Annotated in this window: 22 protein-coding genes; 10 read left to right on the forward strand and 12 right to left on the reverse strand. The window is 57.1% G+C overall.

The window, feature by feature from the left end:
- Positions 1–25: 25 nt before the first annotated feature.
- From uppS to rpsB, 5 genes are all read right to left on the reverse strand, one after another.
- Positions 26–802 (reverse strand): polyprenyl diphosphate synthase, encoded by a 777-nt coding sequence (gene uppS, locus ACB035_RS06580; RefSeq protein WP_005338574.1) that lies wholly within the window; start codon positions 800–802, stop codon positions 26–28.
- Between the two features lie 72 nt (positions 803–874).
- Positions 875–1,432, reverse strand: a complete 558-nt coding sequence (gene frr / locus ACB035_RS06585) for a ribosome recycling factor (protein WP_005338576.1) — start codon at positions 1,430–1,432, stop codon at positions 875–877.
- A gap of 101 nt (positions 1,433–1,533) precedes the next feature.
- Positions 1,534–2,268, reverse strand: coding sequence for a UMP kinase (gene pyrH, locus ACB035_RS06590; protein ID WP_005338577.1), 735 nt, complete (start codon positions 2,266–2,268; stop codon positions 1,534–1,536).
- 71 nt (positions 2,269–2,339) lie between these two features.
- Positions 2,340–3,221: a translation elongation factor Ts gene (gene tsf, locus ACB035_RS06595; protein ID WP_042058435.1), complete on the reverse strand. Its 882-nt coding sequence runs from the start codon at positions 3,219–3,221 to the stop codon at positions 2,340–2,342.
- Positions 3,222–3,325: 104 nt separating this feature from the next.
- Positions 3,326–4,054, reverse strand: a complete 729-nt coding sequence (gene rpsB, locus ACB035_RS06600; RefSeq protein ID WP_371166944.1) for a 30S ribosomal protein S2 — start codon at positions 4,052–4,054, stop codon at positions 3,326–3,328.
- Between the two features lie 371 nt (positions 4,055–4,425).
- Here rpsB and map point away from each other — a divergent pair, with 371 nt between their 5' ends.
- The 4 genes from map to ACB035_RS06620 all read left to right on the forward strand — a co-directional run bounded on the left by map (position 4,426) and on the right by ACB035_RS06620 (position 9,460).
- The gene (gene map / locus ACB035_RS06605) at positions 4,426–5,214 is read left to right on the forward strand and encodes a type I methionyl aminopeptidase (RefSeq protein WP_005338579.1); all 789 of its coding nucleotides are present in this window, start codon (positions 4,426–4,428) and stop codon (positions 5,212–5,214) included.
- 85 nt (positions 5,215–5,299) lie between these two features.
- Complete coding sequence (glnD, locus tag ACB035_RS06610) at positions 5,300–7,948, forward strand: bifunctional uridylyltransferase/uridylyl-removing protein GlnD (RefSeq protein ID WP_019445217.1); 2,649 nt, start codon at positions 5,300–5,302, stop codon at positions 7,946–7,948.
- A gap of 174 nt (positions 7,949–8,122) precedes the next feature.
- A complete protein-coding gene (gene dapD, locus ACB035_RS06615) occupies positions 8,123–8,950 on the forward strand; it encodes a 2,3,4,5-tetrahydropyridine-2,6-dicarboxylate N-succinyltransferase (protein ID WP_040069775.1) in 828 nt (275 codons plus the stop codon).
- 126 nt (positions 8,951–9,076) lie between these two features.
- The gene (locus ACB035_RS06620) at positions 9,077–9,460 is read left to right on the forward strand and encodes a DUF3461 family protein (RefSeq protein ID WP_005338583.1); all 384 of its coding nucleotides are present in this window, start codon (positions 9,077–9,079) and stop codon (positions 9,458–9,460) included.
- 285 nt (positions 9,461–9,745) lie between these two features.
- Here ACB035_RS06620 and ptsG read toward each other — a convergent pair whose 3' ends face one another.
- The 6 genes from ptsG to ACB035_RS06650 form a co-directional block, all read right to left on the reverse strand.
- Positions 9,746–11,176 (reverse strand): PTS glucose transporter subunit IIBC, encoded by a 1,431-nt coding sequence (gene ptsG, locus ACB035_RS06625; RefSeq protein WP_371166945.1) that lies wholly within the window; start codon positions 11,174–11,176, stop codon positions 9,746–9,748.
- A gap of 423 nt (positions 11,177–11,599) precedes the next feature.
- Positions 11,600–12,592: a MalM family protein gene (locus ACB035_RS06630; RefSeq protein WP_236562577.1), complete on the reverse strand. Its 993-nt coding sequence runs from the start codon at positions 12,590–12,592 to the stop codon at positions 11,600–11,602.
- A gap of 77 nt (positions 12,593–12,669) precedes the next feature.
- Positions 12,670–13,920 (reverse strand): maltoporin, encoded by a 1,251-nt coding sequence (locus ACB035_RS06635; RefSeq protein WP_236562576.1) that lies wholly within the window; start codon positions 13,918–13,920, stop codon positions 12,670–12,672.
- Positions 13,921–14,462: 542 nt separating this feature from the next.
- Positions 14,463–14,903, reverse strand: a complete 441-nt coding sequence (locus tag ACB035_RS06640; RefSeq protein WP_236562575.1) for a flavodoxin — start codon at positions 14,901–14,903, stop codon at positions 14,463–14,465.
- A gap of 90 nt (positions 14,904–14,993) precedes the next feature.
- A complete protein-coding gene (truC, locus tag ACB035_RS06645; RefSeq protein ID WP_236562574.1) occupies positions 14,994–15,767 on the reverse strand; it encodes a tRNA pseudouridine(65) synthase TruC in 774 nt (257 codons plus the stop codon).
- Complete coding sequence (locus tag ACB035_RS06650; RefSeq protein ID WP_005338596.1) at positions 15,764–16,099, reverse strand: YqcC family protein; 336 nt, start codon at positions 16,097–16,099, stop codon at positions 15,764–15,766. Before ACB035_RS06650 ends, truC begins: the two co-directional genes overlap by 4 nt.
- Before the next feature lie 276 nt (positions 16,100–16,375).
- On the opposite strand from ACB035_RS06650, the gene ACB035_RS06655 reads away from it, so the two are divergent.
- From ACB035_RS06655 to ACB035_RS06675, 5 genes are all read left to right on the forward strand, one after another.
- The gene (locus ACB035_RS06655; protein ID WP_236381363.1) at positions 16,376–17,416 is read left to right on the forward strand and encodes a DUF3549 family protein; all 1,041 of its coding nucleotides are present in this window, start codon (positions 16,376–16,378) and stop codon (positions 17,414–17,416) included.
- Between the two features lie 111 nt (positions 17,417–17,527).
- Positions 17,528–17,827 (forward strand): DUF3301 domain-containing protein, encoded by a 300-nt coding sequence (locus tag ACB035_RS06660; RefSeq protein WP_106842366.1) that lies wholly within the window; start codon positions 17,528–17,530, stop codon positions 17,825–17,827.
- Positions 17,828–17,901: 74 nt separating this feature from the next.
- Positions 17,902–18,138, forward strand: a complete 237-nt coding sequence (locus tag ACB035_RS06665) for a DUF2789 family protein (protein ID WP_158110992.1) — start codon at positions 17,902–17,904, stop codon at positions 18,136–18,138.
- A gap of 82 nt (positions 18,139–18,220) precedes the next feature.
- Positions 18,221–18,517 (forward strand): DNA-binding protein, encoded by a 297-nt coding sequence (locus ACB035_RS06670; protein ID WP_236381360.1) that lies wholly within the window; start codon positions 18,221–18,223, stop codon positions 18,515–18,517.
- Positions 18,518–18,520: 3 nt separating this feature from the next.
- Complete coding sequence (locus ACB035_RS06675) at positions 18,521–19,306, forward strand: Zn-ribbon-containing protein (protein WP_236352930.1); 786 nt, start codon at positions 18,521–18,523, stop codon at positions 19,304–19,306.
- A 92-nt stretch (positions 19,307–19,398) separates the two neighbouring features.
- On the opposite strand, the gene ACB035_RS06680 is transcribed toward ACB035_RS06675, so the two are convergent.
- Positions 19,399–19,947 (reverse strand): SecY-interacting protein Syd, encoded by a 549-nt coding sequence (locus tag ACB035_RS06680; protein ID WP_236381358.1) that lies wholly within the window; start codon positions 19,945–19,947, stop codon positions 19,399–19,401.
- Positions 19,948–20,151: 204 nt separating this feature from the next.
- Here ACB035_RS06680 and queF point away from each other — a divergent pair, with 204 nt between their 5' ends.
- Complete coding sequence (queF, locus tag ACB035_RS06685) at positions 20,152–21,000, forward strand: NADPH-dependent 7-cyano-7-deazaguanine reductase QueF (RefSeq protein ID WP_371166946.1); 849 nt, start codon at positions 20,152–20,154, stop codon at positions 20,998–21,000.
- Position 21,001: the final 1 nt, after the last annotated feature.

A 21,001-nucleotide genomic window follows, 5' to 3' on the forward strand; every position in this document is an offset into this window, starting at 1 on the left:
GAAACCTCTCTCTTGGGAGCGGGGTTTAGCCGGTCTGCTGCTCGGCGATCAATTCCCGTATCTGTTCACCCGTGCAACCGAAGCGACGCTCGCGTGCAACGAAAGAGGCGACCGCCTCACTGAACTCGGCCTCGTTGAAATCGGGCCACAATACCGGGGTAAAATAGAGCTCGGCATAGGCGAGCTGCCATAACACAAAGTTGCTGATGCGATGATCGCCACCGGTGCGGATCAACAGGTCCACAGGTGGCAGATCGGCCATGCAAACCTCGCGGGTCAACATGGATTCATCAATGTCGTCAGCGGCCAGTTCACCGGCCGCCACTGCTTTAGCCAGCTTGCGGGCCGCCTGGGCGATATCCCACTGGCCGCCATAGTTGGCTGCAATGTTCAGGGTCAACCCCTTGTTATTGGCGGTCAAGGCTTCCGCCTTGGCGATTTTGGCCTGCAACCGCTCACTAAAGCGAGCAGTATCGCCAATCACCTTGAGCCGGATCCCGTTGTTGTGCAGTTTCTGCACCTCACGACCCAGCACTGTGATGAACAGTTCCATCAAGGCACTGACCTCCCCTTCCGGGCGGCGCCAGTTCTCGCTGGAGAATGCAAACAGGGTCAATGCCTCGATCTTGGCACGCGCAGCAAAGGTAACGGCCTCGCGCACTGACTTGACGCCCGCCTTGTGGCCATAAACCCGCATCTTGCCTCGGTTCTGGGCCCAGCGACCGTTACCATCCATGATGATGGCGACGTGACGGGGTAAAGACGAGTTGGCACAATCACCCAACGCAGCCAAAAGCGACATGTAATTCTCCCACAAAGACAAAAGCGCCGTGCAGGGGCACTACACGGCGCTCGTAATATACCTTTCAGACGGTTAGATTTCCATTAGCTCCTTCTCCTTTACGGCAAGGGCCTCATCGACCAGCTTGATGTAGGAGTCGGTCAGTTTCTGGATCTCTTCCTGGGCGCGACGGTCGTCGTCTTCGGAGATCTCTTTGTCCTTCAGCAGCGCTTTCAGATCAGCGTTGGCGTCACGACGGATGTTGCGCACGGCAACACGGGCATTTTCCGCTTCGGCACGGACGATCTTGGTCAGGTCACGACGGCGCTCTTCGGTCAGCGGCGGCAGCGGCACACGCAGGGTCTGGCCATTGCTGGACGGGTTCAGGCCCAGATCGGAGGTCAGGATCGCCTTCTCTACCGCCTGGATCATGGAGCGGTCAAAGATGGAGATGGAGAGGGTGCGAGCATCTTCTGCCACGACGTTGGCCAACTGTTTCAGCGGAGTGGCAGCACCGTAATACTCAACCTGGATGCCGTCGAGCAGGCTCGGGTGAGCGCGGCCGGTACGGATCTTGGACATTTGAGTCTTGAGCGCTTCTACGCTCTTGCCCATACGGTCCTTGGCGTCGTTTTTAATCTCGTTGATCACAGTGGTTTTCCTTTTGGCGAACGAGCCGCTACACGGCCCGTGTCTATCTTATTTACTGACGTGATGGATAGGATAAGAGCGCCAGGTGGCTCACTTTTATCTTATTTACCAACGTGGTGGATCAGAGTGCCTTCCGGTTCACCCATGACAACCCGGCGCAGGGCACCCGGTTTGTTCATGTTGAACACGCGGATCGGCAGATCATGGTCACGTGCCAGGGTAAAGGCAGCAAGATCCATCACCTTGAGCTCTTTTTCAAGAACTTCATCATAACTCAGTTCATGATACAGCACGGCATCCGGATTCTTGACCGGATCTTCGTTGTATACACCATCAACCTTGGTGGCTTTGAGCACCACATCAGCTTCGATCTCGATCCCGCGCAGACAAGCCGCAGAATCGGTAGTGAAGAAGGGGTTGCCGGTACCGGCAGAGAAGATAACGACTTTGCCAGCACGCAGCTGGCTGATTGCCTCGGCCCAGCTGTAGGAGTCGCAGACGCCTTGCAGGGAGATGGCAGACATCAGACGGGCATTCACATAAGCACGATGCAGGGCATCACGCATGGCCAGACCGTTCATCACGGTTGCCAGCATACCCATGTGGTCGCCCACCACGCGGTTCATGCCCGCTTTGGCAAGACCGGCACCACGGAACAGGTTGCCGCCACCGATGACCAGACCGACCTGAACACCCAACTCAACCAGTTCTTTGATCTCTTGGGCCATACGCTCCAGCACCGCCGGATCAATGCCGAAACCCTCGGATCCTTGCAGGGCTTCACCACTCAACTTCAGAAGAACACGTCTGTATGCAGGTTTGGGATTGGTACTCATGTCACTGATTCCTGGTCATATAAAGACCGCGACATAAGTCGCGGTCTGGGGAAACGGAAAAACCGGTTCGATTAGGCCTTTTGAGCGGCCGCGATTTGGGCTGCAACTTCAGCAGCGAAATCGGTCTCTTGCTTCTCGATGCCTTCGCCCACTTCGAAACGGGTGAAGGAGACAACGTCAGCGCCTTCTTTCTTCAGCAGCTCGGCAACGGTCATGGAAGGATCTTTCACGAACGGTTGACCAGTCAGGGAAACCTCACCGGTGAACTTCTTCATGCGGCCTTCAACCATCTTCTCGGCGATCTCTTTCGGCTTGCCGGAGTTGATGGCGATGTCGATCTGAATTTCGCGCTCTTTGGCAACGACATCAGCAGACACGTCTTCAGGCTTGACGAATTGCGGGCTGTTGGCTGCAACGTGCATGGCCAGATCTTTGGCCAGCTCGGCAGAACCACCGGTCAGCTTGGTGATAACACCAATGCGGGAACCGTGAACGTAGGTACCCAGGTTGTCACCTTCAACCAGCATCACGCGACGCAGGTTCATGTTCTCACCGATCTTGGCGATCAGGTTGGTGATGGTCAGCTCGACGGATTCGCCGTTACCGAAGTCAGCGGCTTTCAGCGCGTCAACGTCAGCAATTTTCTGGGTCGCAGCGATGTCAGCGATCTTCTGGCCCATTGCCATGAAGCTGGCATCTTTGGCGACGAAGTCGGTTTCGCTGTTCAGCTCGATCATGACGGCAACGTTGCCTTCGGTGCGAGCAAAGATAACGCCTTCAGCGGCGATACGGCCCGCTTTCTTGGCGGCTTTGGCCTGACCGGATTTGCGCATGTTCTCAATTGCCAGCTCGATATCACCAGCAGCTTCTTCCAGTGCTTTTTTGCAATCCATCATGCCAGCGGCAGTGCGCTCGCGCAGTTCTTTTACCAGGGCGGCAGTAACGTTAGCCATGTCCAGTATCCTCGGTCTTGAATTGACAAGAAACAGGGGCCACAAGGGCCCCTGCTAACCAATTACATCAGCTTGGTTAATAAGGGCTTTACAGTCCTTATCAATTACTCAGCTTCAACGAAGCCATCTTGTTCGGCTTGAACAACGATGTCCTGAGCGCGAGCTTCCAGTACGGTGTCAGCAGCAGCATTCAGGTACAGCTGTACGGCACGGATAGCGTCGTCGTTACCCGGGATGACATAGTCAACGCCGTCCGGGTTGGAGTTGGTATCAACGATGGAAACTACCGGGATACCCAGGTTGTTGGCTTCTTTGATAGCGATATGCTCGTGGTCGGCATCGACAACGAACAGAACGTCAGGCAGGCCGCCCATGTTCTTGATACCACCCAGGCTCTTCTCCAGCTTTTCCATTTCGCGAGTACGCATCAGCGCCTCTTTCTTGGTCAGCTTTTCGAAGGTACCGTCCTGGCTCTGGGTTTCCAGATCTTTCAGGCGCTTGATAGACTGACGAACGGTTTTCCAGTTGGTCAGCATACCGCCCAGCCAGCGGTGGTTTACATAGAACTGGTCGCAACGCTCAGCGGCTTCTTTGACGGCTTCAGACGCGGCACGCTTGGTACCTACGAACAGTACCTTGCCTTTCTTGGCAGCTACGGAGCTGATGAAGTTCATGGCATCGTCAAACATCGGAACGGTTTTTTCCAGGTTGATGATGTGAACTTTGCTGCGGGCACCGAAGATGTAGGATTTCATTTTCGGGTTCCAGTAACGAGTCTGGTGACCGAAGTGAACGCCGGCTTGCAGCATGTCGCGCATAGAAACTTTAGCCATTTTATACCTCTGTATTGGGGTTAGGCCTCCACACATCCCATATAACCGACCCGTTAAGGCACCCCGGCATATGTGTCGATGTGTGTGTGTTGTTTAAGTAAGGGTGATGAAATCGGGACGCAAGTTCCCCATTCCGGCGCGCTTTATACCATAACTTTGTTCAGGACACCACCGGCCGACACCCTAAACAGGTGTAAATATGGATCCCGCCAGAGGATGCTGCGACGCCGATTTGACGTTGTGATGACAATCACACTGGAAGTACGCGGGGGTTGCGGATAAAATTTTGCCCTGATTGCAAACGCATCTATTTTTCATTACCTGTCCTGTCTGCCCTCGCAGGCCCAGCGGCAGGCCGCAAGAGAGATCCCATGTCCATTAAAATCAAGACACCGGAAGAGATTGAAAAGATGCGCGTTGCCGGCCAATTGGCCGCCGATGTGCTGGTCATGATTGCGCCCCATGTCAAAGCTGGCGTCACCACTGACGAACTGAATACCCTCTGCCACGACTATATTGTCGACGTACAACAGGCGGTTCCAGCTCCGCTCAACTACCACGGCTTCCCCAAATCCATCTGCACCTCGGTGAACGATGTGATCTGCCACGGTATCCCGAATCACAAGAAGCTGCGTGATGGCGACATCATCAACCTGGATATCACCGTCATCAAGGATGGCTACCACGGCGATACCTCGGCCATGTTCATCGTGGGTGAAACCACCCCGCTGCGCCGCCAGCTCTGCAAGGTTGCGCAAGAGAGCCTCTACGCCGCCATCAAGAAGGTGCGTCCGGGTGCCTGTATCACCGAAATCGGCGCAGTGATCCAGCCCATCGTCGAGAAGGCCGGCTTCTCCGTGGTGCGAGACTACTGCGGTCACGGTATCGGTGCCGAGTTCCACGAAGAGCCGCAGATCCTCCACTACCGCAACAGCGGCAAGCTGGAGCTGAAAGCGGGCATGTGCTTCACCATCGAGCCGATGGTCAACAGCAAGAAGTATCACTGCAAGGTCAATCCGAAGGATGGCTGGACCGTGACAACCAAGGATGGCGGCGACTCAGCCCAGTGGGAACACACCCTGCTGGTGACCGAGGATGGCTGCGAGGTGCTCACCCTGCGCCCCGATGACACTATCGACCGCTTCATCAAACACAGCTAACATCAAACCCCGGCCCTGAACTTCCAAAGCGCCGGGGTTTTTACTTCTGTTTCAGCCATTTGCCTGCCACTGTGTGTGAGATGCCATGGACGCCAGCCTGCTTTCCCCCCATTTGTTACCCGATGATCAGCTCACTCGCGACAACTGCAAAGAGTACCTGAGCCGCTTTCTCGGCTGGCTGCACGCCCGTTTTGATGCCGGCGACAACATCATCGAGCTGGTCGCCACCCGCTCCGAGTACATGGATCAGTTGCTCTGCCGGTTGTGGCAGAAGTTCGGCTTTGACAAGAGCGATTTGACCCTGATCGCGGTAGGGGGCTATGGCCGCGGTGAGCTGCACCCCCACTCCGATATCGACCTGCTGATCCTCTATGATGGCGATGAGCTGGACGAAGTGCTGGGACTGCGGATCGGTGAGTTCATCACCTTGCTGTGGGATCTCAAGCTTGAGGTGGGTCAGGCGGTGCGCAACGTGGCGGAGTGCCTCGAGCAGGGGCGCGCCGATATTACGGTCGCCACCAACCTCATCGAGGCCCGCTACATCACCGGTCGCCAGGAAGGCTTCCGGCAACTGAAAGAGGCCACCGGCCCCCAGCACTTCTGGCCGAGCGAAGCCTTCTTTCGCGCCAAGCGCCAGGAGCAGGCGGAGCGTCATCAGCAGTTTCTTGGCACGGCCTACAAGCTGGAGCCGGATCTCAAGAGCAATCCGGGCGGCCTGCGTGACATTCAAACCCTCGCCTGGGTCGCCCGCCGCCACTTTGGCGCCACTACCTTGTTCGAGATGACCAGCCACGGCTTTCTCAACCGTGCCGAGTACCGCGAGCTGCTCGACTGCCAGAATTTTCTCTGGAAGGTGCGCTTCGCCCTGCACATGGCCATCAACAAGGGAGATAACCGCCTGCTGTTCGATCGCCAGCGCACCGTAGCCCAGATGCTGGGGTTCGAGGGGGAAGGCAACACCCCGGTCGAGCAGATGATGAAACGCTTCTATCAGACGGTACGGCGTGTCTCCGAGCTCAACGAGATGCTGCTGCAGCTGTTTGACGAGGCGATACTCGGCAACACTGCCATGGATGTGCGCCGCCTCTCCGACGAGTTCCAGCTCCGTGGCCGCCTCATCGATGCGGTGGATGCGGAGCTGTTTAGCCGTGAACCGGCCGCTATCCTGCGCCTCTTCTATCAGATGGCTCAGCATCCCGAGATTGCGGGCATCCACTCGGCCACCTTGCGCCAACTGCGCGAGGCGCGCCGCAAACTCAACTGCTGGTTGCAGGACTTGCCTGACTGCCGCCGCCTCTTTATGGCGCTGCTGCGCCACCCCAACGGCATCGGCCTGCCGCTCACCCTGATGCACAAATACGGCATCCTCGCCGCCTATCTGCCGCAATGGAACCTGATCGTCGGCCAGATGCAGTTCGACATGTTCCACGCCTACACGGTGGATGAGCACACCCATCGGCTGCTCAAGAACATTCACCAGTTCCCCAATCCGGCCAGTCGCCAGAGCCACCCGCTCTGCCACGAGGTCTTCACCCGGCTGCGCAAACCGGAGCTGCTCAGCATCGCCGCCCTGTTCCACGATATCGCCAAGGGGCGGCGCGGCGATCACTCGGAACTCGGCGCCGTCGATGCGCTGGAGTTCTGCCAGCTGCACGGTCTGGATCGCTACGAGAGCCGACTGGTCGCCTGGCTGGTGCGCCACCATCTGCTGATGTCGGTCACCGCCCAGCGCCGCGATATCTACGATCCCGACGTGGTCACCGACTTTGCCCAGAAGGTGCGCGACGAGCAGCATCTCGACCTGCTCTACTGCCTCACCGTGGCTGATATCTGCGCCACCAACGATACCTTGTGGAACGACTGGAAGGGCACCCTGCTGCGGGAGCTCTACTTCGCGACCCAGAAGGCGCTGCGCCAGGGGCTGGAGAACCCGCCCGACATGCGGCTGCGCATTCGCGAAAACCAGCGTCAGGCCAAGCAACTGCTGGCACAACGGGATGTATCGGAAGAGGCGATCAACCAGCTCTGGGCCGATTTCAAGGCCGACTACTTCCTGCGTCACAGCCCGGAGCAGATCGCCTGGCACTGCCGCCACATCATTGAGCATGGTGACAATCCGGCTCCGCTGGTGATCATCGGCAAACACCCTACCCGAGGCGGCAGCGAGGTGTTTATCTACTGCCGCGATACCCCGAATCTGTTTGCCACCGTGGCCTCGGCGCTGGATCAGAAGAACCTCAACATCCACGACGCCCAGATCATGAACTCGCGCAGCAACTATGTGCTCGATACCTTCGTGGTGCTGGAGCCGAGCGGCGAACCCATCAGCCCCAACCGCACAGCCACCATCAAGAAGGCGCTGGAGAAGGCGCTGCAGGAGCCGGGCAAGCTGGTGCTGCGCAACAAGCCGCTGTCGCGGCGCCACCGCCAGTTCAGCGTGCCGACTCGGGTGGTCTTCCTGCCCCGCTCTTCGCCCACTAAAGGGGAGAGCCGTCACACCCTGATGGAGCTGACTGCCCTCGATACTCCCGGCCTGCTGGCGCGGATCGGTGCCGTTTTCCAGCAGTGCGGACTATCGCTGCACGCCGCCAAAATTGCCACTTTCGGTGAGAGGGTCGAGGACTTTTTCAGCCTGACCAGCCTCGATGGCGAGCCATTGACCGCCGAGCAGCAAAAACAGCTCGAAGAGCGACTGGTACACCAGCTCAATCCCCAGCAGTCGGTACTTGATTAAGCGAAGAGTGATTCGAAAGAGGCTGATTGTCGGGCGTTTTTTGCCATACCAAACAATTGGTTGGCGCATACCGGATGAAGAAATGGCCGCTGGCTGGAAGAATTCCGGTCAACCCCTTAAAAACAGTCGGAAAAGTGTGATACAACAAACAGAATTTTTTAAAGGAAACCTGTCATGACCGAGTTGCAACAGATCATTGAAGCGGCCTTCGAGCGCCGCGACACCATTACTCCGGGCTCCGTGGATAGCGCCACCAAGTCCGCCATCCTGCAAGCCATCGACCTGCTGGACTCAGGCAAGGCACGGGTTGCCGAGAAGATCGCCGGTGAGTGGGTTGTCCATCAGTGGTTGAAGAAAGCGGTTCTGCTCTACTTCCGCATCAACGACAACGGCATCATCAAGGGCGACGATGCCCAGTACTACGACAAGGTTCCCCTCAAGTTCTCCAACTACACCGCCGAGCAGTTCAAGGAAGCGGGTGTGCGCGTGGTGCCGCCGGCGACCGCCCGCAAAGGCTCCTTTATCGCCTCCAATACCGTGCTGATGCCCTCCTATGTCAACATCGGCGCCTTCGTTGACGAAGGTACCATGGTCGATACCTGGGCCACTGTCGGCTCTTGCGCCCAGATCGGTAAGAACGTCCACCTCTCCGGCGGCGTCGGCATCGGCGGCGTACTGGAACCGCTGCAGGCCAACCCGACCATCATCGAAGACAACTGCTTTATCGGTGCCCGCTCCGAAGTGGTTGAAGGGGTCATCGTCGAGGAAGGTTCCGTCATCTCCATGGGCGTCTTTATCGGCCAGTCCACCCGCATCTATGACCGTGAAACCGGCGAAATCCACTACGGCCGCGTACCGGCTGGCTCCGTAGTCGTCTCCGGCTCCCTGCCCTCCAAATGCGGCAAGTACAGCCTCTACGCGGCGGTGATCGTCAAGAAGGTCGATGCCAAGACCCGCGCCAAAGTCGGCATCAACGCCCTGCTGCGCTCCATCGACGAGTAATCAGCATTGCTGTGATGAAAGGGCGCCTGATGGCGCCCTTTTGATTTTGGCGCCCCTGTCACAGGCAAGCCATGAGGCATCGGTTAAGATGGATGGGACAGGATCGTTTCAAACCGAGGAAGCCTGATGTACGAGAATCTGAAGAGCCTGGGGATCCAGGATCCCGCCTCCGTCGACAGCTATACCCTGCGCCAGGAGGCCAACCACGACATCCTCAAGATCTACTTCAAGAAGCAGAAGGGCGAGTTCTTCGCCAAGAGTGTCAAATTCAAGTATCCCCGCCAGCGCAAGACCATGCTGGTCGACTCCGGTACCCATGAGTACAAGGATGTCACCGAGATCAACGCCAACCTCAAGTATGTGGTGGATGAGCTGGACAACCTGACCCAGGGCGTCCATCAGCAAGCCGACCCGGACATCAAGCAGAAGATCCTGCGCGACCTGCGCCATCTGGAAAAAGTGGTACAGAACAAGATCAGCGAAATCGAACGGGATCTGGAGAAACTCTAATCCCCCCGACTCGACAAAAGAGCGCCCAGGTGGCGCTCTTTTTATTGGCTGATTACTGGATGACTTTATCTGGCTATAAGGTTGACCTGGTGATGGTGTGCGATAAGGCGAGCGAGGCACACCAGCGGTTGTGCCGACATAGAGCATCCCGTTACACATCGCATCTTGGACAATGAGACTCCTGCCGAGCTCGACCTGCTGTGACTCGCACGATCCATGACCAGAAATAGCAAGAGGGAGGCTTTCGCCTCCCTCTTCAAACACGCTGATATTCAGGCAACAGGATTAGTTGCTCTTCATCCAGATGTCCATGTCGGTTTTCAGGTTGTCGGACTTGGTACCGAAGATGGCTTGAACGCCGGAACCAGCCACTACCACACCGGCAGCACCCAGTTTCTTCAGACCAGCCTGGTCAACCTTGGCAACATCTTTCACACCAACACGCAGACGGGTGATGCAGGCATCCAGAGAAGCGATGTTCTCTTTACCACCGAAGGCGGCAACCAGAGCAGCAGACATTTCGTCTTTGCCTTGGCCAACGGCCTCTTCAGCAGTCTCGTCTTCACGACCCGGGGTTTTCAGGTTCATGGCACGGATAACGAAGCTGAATACGACGTAGTAGATGGCCGCGTAAACCAGACCCAGACCAACCAGCAGCAGCATGTTGTCGGCACGCGGTGATTGCACCACGAAGTCGATGAAGCCGTTGGAGAAGGTGTGACCGTGTACGATACCCAGAGAGTTGGTCAGCACATAAGCCAGGCCAGCCAGTACAGCGTGAATTGCGTACAGAACCGGAGCGATGAACAGGAAGGAGAATTCAATCGGCTCGGTGATACCGGTCAGGAAAGAGGTCAGGGCTGCAGAGGCCATGATACCAACGATCTTGGCACGGTTTTCCGGCTTGGCAGCGTGAGCAATGGCGAACGCAGCAGCAGGCAGACCGAACATTTTGAACAGGTAGCCACCAGCCAGCTGACCGAAGCCGTTACCGGCAGCGCGGGACGCGTCATCAGCAGTCAGGAAGCAGGTCATGATACCGTGAACAGTTTCACCGGCACCGTTGACGCAGGTACCCGCCTGATAGAAGAACGGTACGTTCCAGATGTGGTGCAGACCGAACGGGATCAGGGAGCGCTCAACCACGCCGTAGATACCGAAGGCCAGTACCGGGTTCTGGTTGGCTGCCCAGTCAGAGAAGGCACCGATGGCGCCACCCACTGGCGGCCAAATCACGGACAGGAGCACACCCAGACCGATGGAGAGGAAACCGGTGATGATGGGTACGGCACGTTTGCCCGCGAAGAAGCCCAGGTACTCTGGCAGCTGGATCTTGTAGAAGCGGTTGAACGCCCAGGCAGCGATACCACCGGCCAGGATACCACCCAGCACGCCGGTTTCGATGGTTTCAACACCCATCACAGGTGCCATGACCTTCAGGGTTGCGACCATGATGCCGTAGCCAACGATAGCTGACAGACCGGATACACCGTCGTTATTGGTAAAGCCCAGAGCAACACCTACTGCGAACAGCAGGGCCATCTGGCCAAATACGGAACCACCGGCTTGCTCCATTAATTGGGAGACAATTTCCGGCATCCAGCTGAAGTGGGCAGCACCCACCCCCAGCAGAATACCTGCGACTGGCAAGACTGATACTGGCAGCATCAGCGCCTTACCAACCTTTTGCAGATTAGAGAAAGCATTTTTGAACATTGTGTGCGCTCCTGAATGGATTGTCGTCCCTGAACGATCTATCTGGATGAAATAAGGACTGATTCATTCAGATATCTTCGAGTCGGGCTTGTTTATTTTGACCATCAGAATATAACCCAGCGGGTCATAAATTGCTGCTTTCGAAGGCGGGGGAATATTGAATTTGGAGGGAAGATCACAACTTGTTTAGCGGCTAAAAAACGCATCTAATAGAAATTAATAATCCGCATTATCACTCTATTACAAAGACATATAAATAGCAGTTTCACTTTGTATTTTAATAATGCCATTTACATCAAACAGCAACTCATTGTAACCGAATGTAACGGCGTGATTTTTATTTATTACAGTCTACCGATTAAAAAGGCCTCCAACAAGGGAGGCCTCAATAAATATATCTGACCAGCAAACGGTCGTATTACTCTATTTTTGCGAGCGCTTGACCGCATCAATAAACACGCTTTTTGCTTTGGTTGAACCAGCCCGCTCGGCCTCGTTCACCAGCTTCATCGCCTTGTCGATATCCCCCGCCTTGACTGCTTTTTCGATCTGGCTCTGATAGAAGGCTTCAGTTTCACTCAACATGGCAGGAGCAGGTTTGGCTGCGGTTGCCCCAGCCACTGCAGTTGCAGCGGTAGCAACTGGTACAACCAACTTGTTAGGGGTCGCATCCACGATCGGTGTATTGGCATCGATCGCTTCCTGATAAACCGGCTTGTAGAAGTTATCGCCCAGTGCACTGGCACTCATATCTTCCACATCAATCTTGACCACACCCCATGCAGAGTGCGGGATCAACGGATCCTTGGCACCATAATCCTGCACACTCAGAGACTTGGCCATCATCTTGGAAGGACTCATGGCTTGGGTGGTCTGACTCAAGGTAGCCTGACTGGTGTAAATCACCATATAGGTTTCATTGTTCGGGTTGCCGACATAGGAACGGTCGATGGTAAAGACGCCTTCAACCCGATCGCCATCCAACATACGCGCAGGTTTGTAGGTAATGATGTCGGCACCAATGGTGCGGGTCGGCTTGAACTGGGAATCCAGCAGCAACACTGTGGGGTTAAACAACGTCTTGTCAATCAGACCCGCAACAGTGATCTTGAGATCACCGGAATTGGTCGGCAATTTGAAGGCGGCGTAATAGCTCTTGCCTTCCGGGAAGTTGAATGCCGGAGAGCTGCCATCAATAGCAATCACTCTTTTCTGCTCAGCAGCCAACGGCTGATACTGCAACTCGTTGATACTAGTGCAACATACGCTGGCTGAGCCGAGCTGCTGAAGTGCGCTGGCACGGCTATCGAGGATGCTCTTGTACTCCTGAGTCGGAGCCACCGTTGCCTCAAGCGACGCACATGCCGTCATCAGAGTGGAACACAAAATCGTCAACGCTACCTTGCTATATTTCATCTGCATACCCTACACGCCATCTTGAAAAAAAGAGCCCCCGACAAGCGGGGGCGACTTGAAATCAGGTGATGGAGAGATTACCACCAAGCTTCGGCTTGTACACCGAAGTTCCAAGTATTGTCCTGTTTAACACCGTTGCTGTCGGCACGGAAAGCACCATCCTGATCCACGTAAGAGGCGAATACACGGATTTCCGGACGAGCCCAGAAGCTGGAGCCAGCAGACCAGGCTTGTGCGATGGTATACTTGCTACCTTCAGTGGACTTATCGGCTTTATTGGTAACCTTCTCGTTATCCTTGAAGTAACCCAGTTCGACGATGGTCTTCATTACATCGTTCCACTTGTACATCGGACGAGCAACGATGGAGAAGGTATCTACATCCTTGGTGTCTTTTTCCAGACCGTTTGCCTGTGCGTAGATGATCTGGTGACCAAACTCGACCTTGTCACCTACCGGCAGTACACCCCAGTTGATCAGACGGAAACCGTCACCGCTTTCTGCATTGGCCTGCAGACCACTGCCTGAACCACCTTGGTAGTTAACACCTTGAGCAGCCAGACCATCCTTGAAGTACTGAGCGACAGTCTTGTTAAAACCGCCCAGCATGGATTGGGTCAACTCAGCAGTCACCATGTGGCCATCTTTCAGATCCGGGTATTTCAGTTTCTGCTGATCAGTCGGGTTGGAGCTGGCAAAGTCATAACCCAGTTCCAGAGAGGCGTCTGTCCAGAGCGGGATACCGGCATAACGGATGTCAAAAACGTTAGTATCCAGAGTCTTGGAATCGTCTTTACCACCATCGTAAGCATCCCACGGGTCGTTACGAAGCACAGCCACAGAGAGCTTGCCCGGACCAGCTTCGATATTTTCTACACCGGCACCGGCACCGGATACATCCCAGTAGTAGGTATCGGAAATATGGATGTCATGACGCTGGTAGTAGCGCTTACCGGCCCACAGGGTCTCGTTACCGCCAAACATGTTCTTGGCCTGAACGTTGAACTGACGCAGAGCGAAGGTAGCATCGCCATCTTTGCCGTCGCCTTCCCAGTCACGCTTCTGACCAGAGGTCATGGCAAACATGGAGTCGACATAGAAAGTCTGGTTGTTCTTGTTGTAAACCTCTTGGCCCAACTGAACTTCACCATAAGTTTCGTTCTCGTTACCCAGACGACCAACTTTTTGCTTGCTGATGGTCTGCATTTCACCGTTGTCGGAAACACCGACACCGGAACGGAAGTAACCGTGGAAATCTACGGCAAAGGCGGCTTGGGAAGCCAGGGCGGCAGTAACAGCTGCAGCAATCGGGAGCCACTTCATTTTCATTGTCATATTCCTTATTTCCCGCAGTGAGGAGTGTGATCCTGAATATTCAACTTCTTATCACCATGTAATCCTGTTGGTGATAACCGAGGTTGATTATAGGGAGCGTATTTCACGACAAATATGAAGCGACTCACAAAATGGCGACAAATCGCTCGGCAAACGATCGCCATAACACAATCAAGCAAAAAACCGATCAAAGAGGCAATACGTGACTACCAACGCAACGAAGCCAGCAATTAAAGTAAACCTGAAAGCGTTACCAGCAATTAATTCGCGACTGAACCAAAGTCATTATTTTACGATCGAATGACAAAAACATGACTGAGATCGCTTTCAAGATTGAACTTTTATTTGGAGGCCGGGTCTGCGGTGCGCTTGAAACCATTACGCCGATGGAATGCCAAAAGGGGAAAATATCCCTCCGCCACTATCGGCAATAAGCGTGAAAAATATGCTTGCTGAGTGAGATGACATTTGTGCAAATAACAATCCCCTGCCGGTTAAGGATCAGGGGATTGATATGGCTCTATTTCAGAGAATATTCAGGGCTGAATATCCCACTTTCTCAGCCAGGTGAGTGCCACCTGTTCGGGTTCATCGTGCACGGTAGCATCCAGCTCCAGCGGGGGAATCACTCGCGTGGCGCCCAGCTCTTGCAGCAATCCGTCCAGCCGACGGCCCGCACCACAAAAATGGTCATAGCTGCTGTCCCCCATGGCAATCAGGGCATACCGCAGCCCCTTGAGCCAGGGCGCCTTGTCAACCAGCTCGCTGGCAAAGGGCTGCAGATTGGGAGGAATGTCTCCCTGTCCTGTAGTGGCACTGACCAGCAATAAAAAACGGCCGGGGTCTATGTCCGCCAGCCGTGCTTCTTCGTGCAGAGAACAGTGATGCCCCTTGCGTTCCAGCTCATCTGCCAAGGTCTCGGCCACCAGCATGGCTGTGCCATAGACAGTTCCTACCACGATATCGATCTGCGCCATTCTCCTCTCCCTGCTTGAGTCACTCTTTTGAGCAACTCTATCAGCAAGCTGGCGTCAGATGCCACCGGTTCAGGGCTGAGGATCAGGCGCTTAGTAGTCGCTCTCGCTGGCGGGCCAGCCCAGCTCGGCAAACAGGCGCAGCACATCCTGACCGAGTGGCGCCTGGATCCGCATCGGCACCTTGAGCACCGGATGGGTAAAGCTCAGGGTGCGGGCCACCAGCAGCAGCCGTTCGCAGCCAAAGTGCTCGCGAAAGAAACGGTTGTGACGACCATCCCCGTGGGTGGTATCCCCGACAATGGGGTGGAACAGGTGATCCATATGGCGGCGCAGCTGATGCTTGCGGCCGGTCTTCGGGAACAATCTGACCAGACTGTAGCGACTGGTGGGGTGCTTCTTGGAGACCGCGTGGGGCAGCTCGACCTGATGCAGGCGACGGAAGGTGGTGACGGCATCCTGCGCCGGGCGATCCGGGTTGCTCATGGCATCGGCAATCTTGTCCAGCTGCTCCTTGAGGGGATAGTCGATCACCCCCTGCTCGGGCGCCCAGCCACGCACCAATGCCAGATACTCCTTGTGCATCTGACGTTGGGTGAAGGCTTCGGTGAGTGCGCGGGCAATCACCGGATCGAGCGCAAACAGCAGCACACCGGAGGTGGGTCGGTCGAGACGATGCACCGGATAGACATGGCGACCACCGATGAGATCCCGGGTCATCTGCATGGCAAAACGGGTCTCGCCCTTGTCGAGCCAACTGCGGTGCACCAGCAGACCGGACGGTTTGTTGACCGCCACCAGCCACTCATCCTGATAGAGCAGGGTCAGCTTCAGGTCACTCTCTTCTCGGGTTTGATCTGGCATCATTGTTCGATCACTTTGCCGGAAAGCAGCAGATCGAAGCGGGCGATCAGGCGCAGCAGCGCTTCTGCTTCGGCCAGATCCTCTTTGTAGACTTCGCTGGCCATGGGATAGAGGGAGACGCTGGTGGGCAACGGCGCCTGCAACATCACCAGCTGCTCCATGCGCGGGATCAGCACGAACTGCAGCCACTGATCAAAGCTCAGGGTATCGACACAAAAAGGCAGGGTGCTTGCCAGGGCTTCGTCACCGGGATGGTCAGCTTGCCAGCGCTCAAGGCGCTGCAACTCGGCGGTGAGTTCCCCCAACAGGCCAGCTACCAGCAAATATTGATTCATCTCGCTCTCTTCCTCATAACCACAGATTGATCCGCTGATCCGACAGGGCCAGCCAGGATGCCGGTACATTCGGTCGCGCAGCACCGGCGATTCAGCCAGCTCGTCGACATACACGGCAGCCAGCGCGGCCTGCCGCCGTTAAAAAAGGGCGATACTATACACCTCCCCCCGCATGGCTGCCATGTTGATATCTGCCGCAACGCGCGTCTGCTGCCACTGGCTATCCTCGGCAAGGGCCTTATAATCGGCCCGCATCACCATTAGCCGGATCTCACCATGTCTGTGACGCCTACTGCCATCAATACCTTGACCGAATTTCTGACTCAGGCTGGCACCCAGTTCCAGCTGTTTGACATGGGCCGCCAGGTGCGGCCACTGGCAAGCGATACCTTTGTGCGTATCGAACAGCAGCAGGAGCCCTATCCCTGGCCGCTGCAACAGCACGCTTGGCTGGGTGTGCACTTCTTCCAGCCGAGCGAGTCTCGCCACTACCTCTGGTTCCTCAAGTTCGCCCTCGATGAGCGCGGCCTGCTGATGTCAAATGGTCCCAAGCTGTTCATGGATCAGGTGGTGGAGACCCTGGGCTACAAGCTCACCGGCGATCTGGACGATGAAAAAGCCCAGCGCTTGGCCGACAATCCCTACACCTTCCGCCCGGCGGAGGCAAAAATGGCCAGTCTGCACGCCAAGCTGGCGCGCCAGCTGGAGCAGGCCCCTTCGGCCTATTACGATGCCCTCTGCCACTATCTGGCCGCCCCCAACGACACCGGTTGGCAGACACTGGGACTGCAGGGCTTTGCCGATCTGGCCGAGCGACTGCATGATGAGCGCAATCTGGCGCTAATCTGCAAGGCACTGCCCAAACTGCCGCAAGAGCCGCTCTACGCCCTCTGCCAGAGCCTTGAAAACGCCCCGCTGCCGCCGGCAGTACAAGGCGCCCTGCTTGAGCGGATCGGCAAGGAGCAGGAGTGCGCCGCCCCCAACCCTGAGACCCTGGCCTACCTCTGCCGCGCCATGGCCTCCTGCCCCGGCAGCACGCTGCGCACCAACAAGCTGCTGACCCTGCTGCAAACCCAGCCAAGCCCTGCGCTACTACTCGCCATCGCCGGTCGGCTCTGGCCCGACCTGAAAGATGCCAATCTGCTCAGCCACTATCTGGAACAGCTGGCACTGCAACCGACCCAGTTCTTCAATCAGGTTTTTGCCGAGTTGGTCACTTTACCGGCCCTGCGCAATGATATGCTGGCCAGACTGCGAGACCCCGAGCGCAGCGATGCGCTGGGCAAGGCCATCGGCCGTCTGTTTGCCTCGGCCTGATCCCTCGCCTCCCCCTCACGCCACGAGGCAACACGGCGGGAAATAGAAAAGGAGATCGGGAGTGCCGAGCAGGACTCCCGGTTATCGACATCACGATAAGGAAGCCCGCCTATGGGAGAGATGCTCGGAATTTTGTTGCTGATTGCGATGGGCGGCCTGTTCTGGCTGCAACGCCAACAGGCAGAAGTGGCCTGGCAATACATGCGCCGCTACTGCCAGCACCATGACCTGCAACTGCTGTCACTGGCTCGCCATCGGCGGGAGCTGGCCCGCAATCCCCTGCGGCTGCTGACCCACTATCAGTTTGAATTCTCCAGCGATGGCGAGAGCCACTATCAGGGCACCCTCAAGATGCAGGGGCTGCACGTCGTGGGCGTTGATTTGCCACCCCATCGAATCCCCTCAGCCTGATCCCCAATCTCGTCTCTGCGCCCGATGGCTGTGCCTGTCTATAATCTCAGGGATTAAACAAAGGGAGAGACGAGATGGAACCCCTTGTCCACGATCTGCCAGCCCTGTTTGCCCAGCTAGGGATGGCCAACGACGAGCTGAGCCTGCACCGCTTTGTGCACGACCATCACCTCGACAATGAGACCCTGCTGCCGGAGGCCGGTTTCTGGAACGCAGCCCAGGCCAGCTTTCTGCGCGATGCCCTGTGGAACGACTCCGACTGGTGCGAGGCGATCGACCTGCTCGATGTGATGTTGCGCCAGCCCCGCTAGCCGCCGCCCCTTTCCTCCCCTGCCGGCTTTGGTTAAGATCCCGCCCCGATATCGATCCCCCCTTCTCACCCAGAGCATGCTTATGTCCGCCCACGAGATCATCCGAATTGCCAACGAGCTGGCCGCCAAGGGCCTGACGCCCACCACCGCCATGATCAAGGCCCGCCTCACCCAGCCCGTGCCGATGGCCGAGCTGCTGAAAGTGCTGAGCCAGTGGAAGCAGCAGCCAGTCGCGGCCGCCGAGAGCGAGCTCCTGCCAGAGGCCGTGCCGCAGCCAGCACCGGAGCTCACCCTGCAGCAACTCGCCGAACAGCTCGCGCGCATCGAACAGAAGGTGGATCGCCTGACCGACCTGCTCCTCAAGCAGGGGCAAGGCTGAACCATGTATATCGTCGAACTCTGCTTTGAGTGTTACCGCGATACCTCCCTTGGCGACGCCGAGCGGGCCATCGTCAACTACCTCGACATGCTGCGTTATCAGGGCCAGATCCTCGGGCGGGAGTTCCCCACCAGCATGCACGACGGCTATTTCGTCAGTCGGGTGGTCTGCCCGGAGCAGGATAGCCTGCACCCCGACAACCAGAGCGAGCAGGTCAAACTGGCCGAACAGCAGCTCAATCAGGCCGGGCTGCTGGCGCCGAAACTCCAACTGCAGGGGGCGGATCTGCTCTCCGACAGCACAGATCCTTGCGGCCAGCAGGGCGAGCGACCGAGCTGGATGATGCTCTACACCAGCTTCCTGCACACCTGCTCGCCGCTGCGCTGTGGCGACCACTTCGCCCCCATTCCGCTCTACCAACTGCCCGCGGTCGCCAACGGCGATCAGAAACAGATCATCAAGTGGCAAGAGGATTGGGAGGCGTGCGATCAGTTGCAGATGAACGGCTCCATCGCCGAACATGCGGCGCTGCATGAAATCGGCGAAGTGGGCAGCCGCCTCTACCGGCGCGGCACCGATCTGGCCAAGCGGCTGGAAGTGCTGAGCGGCATCCCCACCTACTACTACCTCTACCGGGTGGGCGGGTTGAGCGCGGCCGAGGAGAAGGCGCGCCCCTGCCCCAGCTGTGGCGGTGAGTGGGCGCTGGCAGAGCCACTGCACGAGATCTTCGACTTCAAGTGCGACAGCTGCCGTCTGGTCTCCAACCTCTCCTGGGATTTCAAGGATTAAGCGCGTTCCCTATACGCAACCCCATAAAAAAGAGCCTTGCCGCATAGCAAGGCTCTTTTCGCTCCGATGAGTAACCATGGCTCGAACAGATGCTATTGCGGCAACGTCTCCAGCCGTTCCAGAAACGCCGGCAAAGAGGGAGCCAACGTCAGACAGCGGCCTGAATCGAGCCACTCCAGCCACACCTGACCACTCTCGTTATCCAGCGAGATGAGCGTCATCTCGTTGCGGGTGGTGGCAATAAAGATGGAGGGGGTTCGTTTTAGCTTGCGCAGCATCAGCAGGTGGCCGATGAGGTTCTCCTTGAGCAGGTCGAGATCCGCGTCGTTCCACGGCAGGATCAGTTCAAGGCGCAGCCCCTTGAAGAGGCAGGGGATGGGGCGGCTTAACCAGTGCCCGAACAGGGCGATAGCGCTGGGATGAATCGTCAGCTCGAGGGCATCGGCCATGGCCGTAAAATCGGCGGGTTCGGGGCGCTGGTGAGGGCGCCAAGCCACCCGACCATCGGCGGGCTCACCAAGCTGGCAGGGGGAACGCCAGTCCGCCTCCCACTCGCACAAGGGCAGGCCTCGTCTGGCCTCGCCATCCCGTTGCCAGCGGGCAAAAAAGTGCTCCAGGGCAGACAAAACTTGATCCGACATCGAAAATCCCCACAATTGCTGGCAAAGTCCGCTATTGCACCACCAAACCCGGTAACAGACAAGATTGCCAGCCGACCTAGTGACCCGGGAAACAGAACCCGGGATACAGAGAGGCCGACGCCCAAGCCAAGCGGCTGCAACCATCCGGCCCTGCAATGGCCCGTTTCATTCCACTCATCATGAGCACATTACGTGAGCAACCCTGTGAGCAAACAAGATAGATACGCCGGGGCCAGCGCCCTGACCGGCCTGAGCCTGGGCCAGCAATCCGATTACATCAGCCAGTACACACCCTCCCTGCTGCAGCCGGTTCCACGTAGCCTGAACCGGGATGATCTCCAGCTGGGCGATGACCTGCCCTTTAGCGGTTGCGATGTCTGGACCCTCTATGAACTCTCCTGGCTCAATGCCAAGGGCAAGCCGATGGTGGCGGTGGGTGAAGTGGCCATTCCGGCCACCAGTGCGAACCTGATCGAATCCAAATCCTTCAAGCTCTACCTCAACTCCTTCAACCAGACCCGTTGCGACTCTATAGAGGCAGTCGCCGCCATGCTGACCAAGGATCTGAGTGTCTGTGCCGGTGAGACCGTCAAGGTGACCCTGTTCCCCCTCGACAAGGCGCCGCACCAGATTGCCCAGCTGCCCGGCGAGTGCATCGACGAGCAGGATATCGAGGTAGACAATTACGAGTTTGATGCGTCCCTGCTGCGAGGGGCAGCCGGTAGCGAGCTGGTCGAGGAGACCCTGCACAGCCACCTGCTCAAATCCAACTGTCTGGTCACCAGCCAGCCCGACTGGGGCTCTGTGGTGATCCGCTACAAGGGGCCGAAACTCGATCGGGAGAAGCTGCTGCGCTATCTCATCTCGTTTCGCCAGCACAACGAGTTCCACGAGCAGTGCATCGAGCGGATCTTTATCGACCTCAAGCACTATTGCCAGCCTGAGCAGTTGACCGTCTATGCCCGCTATACCCGCCGCGGCGGCCTCGACATCAACCCGTTCCGCTCCGATTTCGAAGCTGTGCCCGCCAACTTGCGTCTGATCCGCCAATAGA

Source organism: Aeromonas sp. S12(2024), from assembly GCF_041402305.1.
GTDB classification, from domain to species: domain Bacteria; phylum Pseudomonadota; class Gammaproteobacteria; order Enterobacterales; family Aeromonadaceae; genus Aeromonas; species Aeromonas veronii.